This is a genomic window from Marinilabilia sp., from assembly GCF_016278715.1.
Taxonomy (GTDB): domain Bacteria; phylum Bacteroidota; class Bacteroidia; order Bacteroidales; family Marinilabiliaceae; genus Marinilabilia.
In genome coordinates, this window is sequence record NZ_JADQBH010000187.1 from 1 (window position 1) to 2,975 (window position 2,975).

4 protein-coding genes are annotated in these 2,975 nt (G+C 43.3%); 1 reads left to right on the top strand and 3 read right to left on the bottom strand.

Annotated elements, in window-relative coordinates; translation table 11 throughout:
* From QZZ43_RS11840 to QZZ43_RS11850, 3 genes are all read right to left on the bottom strand, one after another.
* Positions 1 to 234, bottom strand: a 234-nt coding sequence (locus QZZ43_RS11840) for a ketopantoate reductase family protein (protein ID WP_291859476.1), incomplete at its 3' end; no start/stop codon positions are given.
* Positions 235 to 240: 6 nt separating this feature from the next.
* Positions 241 to 546, bottom strand: a complete 306-nt coding sequence (locus QZZ43_RS11845) for a hypothetical protein (RefSeq protein ID WP_291859479.1) — start codon at positions 544 to 546, stop codon at positions 241 to 243.
* 69 nt (positions 547 to 615) lie between these two features.
* The gene (locus QZZ43_RS11850) at positions 616 to 2,241 is read right to left on the bottom strand and encodes a DUF4139 domain-containing protein (protein WP_291859482.1); all 1,626 of its coding nucleotides are present in this window, start codon (positions 2,239 to 2,241) and stop codon (positions 616 to 618) included.
* Positions 2,242 to 2,468: 227 nt separating this feature from the next.
* Here QZZ43_RS11850 and QZZ43_RS11855 point away from each other — a divergent pair.
* The coding region (locus tag QZZ43_RS11855) for a superoxide dismutase (RefSeq protein ID WP_291859486.1) at positions 2,469 to 2,975 on the top strand (507 nt) is incomplete at its 3' end.

The following is a 2,975-nucleotide window of genomic DNA, read 5'->3' on the forward strand; positions in this document are numbered from 1 at the left end:
TGCTTTTACCGAAATAATTACCAGTTCAGGTTGTTCTGCATTCGCAATTTGATCGGTGACGTTGACATTCGTCACCAAAAAATCTCCGTTGATGCTCTTCACTTCAAGACCATCTTTTTCTATGGCTTCTTTATGGGCACCACGGGCAATAAATGTAACATCATGTCCGGCATGGGCCAGACGGCCCCCAAAGTAGCCGCCTACACCACCGGTTCCAACAATTAATATCTTCATTCAAAACTATTTTGTAAGTTCTTCAATCTCTTTTTGAATCTGGTCCATCCCTTTTTCAAAATCTTTCAGCGATTCCTCAATTTCCTCTTGAGAGGTGACATTCGATACGGTGTCGTTTTCCAGGATCAACAGCACTTTGTCCTCTTCATAGATCCACCATTCAATATCCAGGGGCATCTCAACTTTTTCTGTGGGTTCGCCGGCAATATCAATTACTTCTTTGGAGGCCATGCCCTCTTCCAGATCCGAAATGTCTTTGGTGGCACAGGCTGTGAGGGTAGCAATTGCGACAAGTACGATTAGCTTTTTCATTTTTTTGTTGGTGTTTTTTGTTTATTTGCGAAGCTACGCATTAACAATTAAAATCTCAATATTCATTTTTTACTCCACAACCACATCCCGATCTTTAGGGTACCTTACAGAGTATATCAGTCGCAACTCTTTGGTTTCTCCCGGGGCAAGTTCCAGAGTCCAGTTCAGAATGCCTGTTTTTGAATCGACTTTGGCACCGCTGCTCTCTTCCAACTCAACTTTGATATCGCTGTTGGTTGAAATGGGATACTGGTCTTCCACAAGTACAGACGCCTTGGTGTTTTTGGTATTGCGAATAGTTATTTTCCATGTTTTGGTTTCTTTAACATTATTGCCAAAGAACGATTTTGAAGAAAAATCCTTTTGTAATTCACGCTCCACTAGGATGGCCGGGTCGCGTCCGATGGACAAGTTCAGAGAATCTTCGGAAGTATAGGGATCGAGGTGTGTTTTTCCCTGATAGGTATTGTCAAAATAGATATTGGCTTGTCCGGGTAGGAGGTTTAGTTCGTTCCAATCGGTAATTTGAGCCAAAAGGTAAACGTGGGGAGACAGTTTGGGAACCGTTGCGTATTGATAACCTGCTTCAATTTGATGGTCGGAAACGGCAACATCGTACCCTTGATTGTCAGCCGGAATGGTGTAAGGAATTTGAATTCCGAAAGCCGTGGTGGTTTGTTGGCGGGTGGTGGTGACGTATTGTTTGCCAAGTGAACTGTAACCTTTGATACGCCTGGGACTAACCTCCATATCCTCAATTATCAATTCCTCCTCAAGTTCTACATCGTCCTCCATGATGTTTAATCCGGGAACAATACCGGAAGGGGGCGGTGGGGGTGTTGGGTATAGAAACCAGGTTTGCAGTTCCGGTTTGTAATTACTGATGGAGGGGTTGCCAGTGGAGAGTGTCAGGTTCACATTGTCCCAGTTCTCTTCGGTACTTTGAAAAACTTTGGCTTTATAAACCAATGTCACCGGGTCGTCCGTGTCATTTACTCTGATGTCGTAAAATGGCTGCCATCTTGCCTGGTGAACGGTGTACGTTAATTCAACCGGATAATTAGCTGCCTTATCTGCAGTGACTGTCACTTTGATGGTGCTGGTTGGACGATCATCCTGCGCATTTAACTCGTTCAGTTGTCGGTTGATTTTTTCCAGCCGTTTATTCATTTCAAGTGTTTCCTGATGATTCGAAAACAGGGTTTTTTCAATTTCGGTGAGTCGCTCACGGAAGAAGTTGGTGGCCTTGATGAGTTGCTCCACATTAACTCCTGTCTCTTGCCCCCCGATCGATTGATTGCTCATTAACATCTTCTGTTCCTTGATGTAAATTTCGCGGGTGTTCTTTGCCAGCGCAATGCTGTCTTGCAGCTCATCTCTTCTTTTAACAAGCTTCATGGACATTTCATCAGATTTTTTAGAGTCCAGGTAATCAATGCTGTGATTGACGGAAAGGATGGTAATGCCTCTGCCCGCAGAAACCTGCATGCTTTCGGAATTGAGCATCGGAGTTATCCCCGTAAAGAGGAGTTCGCTTTTTCCGGATGGAATGGAAATTTTTGCCTGGCGGGTAACCTGCGCCCCTTGCAGATAAACAACCACGTCAGATATTTGGGAGCTGACTTCTTTTTTATCCTGAGCGTTTATTTGCAAAGTGAAACCCAGAATGGCGATAAGGATTAATATGGTTCTCATAGTTATTAATGATTATGGTTCTACCCAAAGATACATTTATTGTGCCGTAATTGGAATTATCATCAATACCTTGATGTATTTCAGAGGATGGTGAATTAATTGGGATGAGGCCGAGAATTCGGGTTTGTTTCTGAACAAATTGTATCTGAATATGTTTCAGTGTTATAGATAAAAAAACAGGTTCAAATAGAAAATAGTTAATTTGGTAATCTGTAAAAAGTAATGTTATGGAACGACGACATTTCCTCTCCCTGATGGGTATGGCAACTGTTGCTGCCTGTGTTCCCACCGGGAAGAAAAGTAATAATAACGGAGCAGCTGCATCGGCTGCAGCAACGATTGACGGGCATAAATTTCCCGAACTCGGGTATTCTTATGATGCCCTGGAGCCCTGGATTGATGCTCAGACAATGGAGCTTCATTACGATAAGCATCATCGCGGGTATTATGGTAAGTTTATGAAAGCTATTGAAGGTTCAGACCTGGAAACTACTGCCATGCATCAGATTTTTGCCAATGTGTCAGAACATAGTGAGTCAGTGCGAAACAATGGTGGAGGATTCTACAACCATCGTTTGTTTTGGGAAAATATGTCGCCCGACGGGGGTGAGCCTTCAGCTCGTTTGCTGAATGCATTGGTAAAGAATTTTGGCTCTTTCGATGAGTTTAAAAAGGAATTTTCTGATGCCGCCAAAACTCAATTTGGGAGTGGCTGGGGCTGGCTATATATGGAT

Bases quoted from the DNA above. Each gene is read 5' to 3' on its own strand.
- QZZ43_RS11850 (WP_291859482.1), bottom strand. From the start codon at position 2,241: ATGAGAACCATATTAATCCTTATCGCCATTCTGGGTTTCACTTTGCAA.
- QZZ43_RS11845 (WP_291859479.1), bottom strand. From the start codon at position 546: ATGAAAAAGCTAATCGTACTTGTCGCAATTGCTACCCTCACAGCCTGT.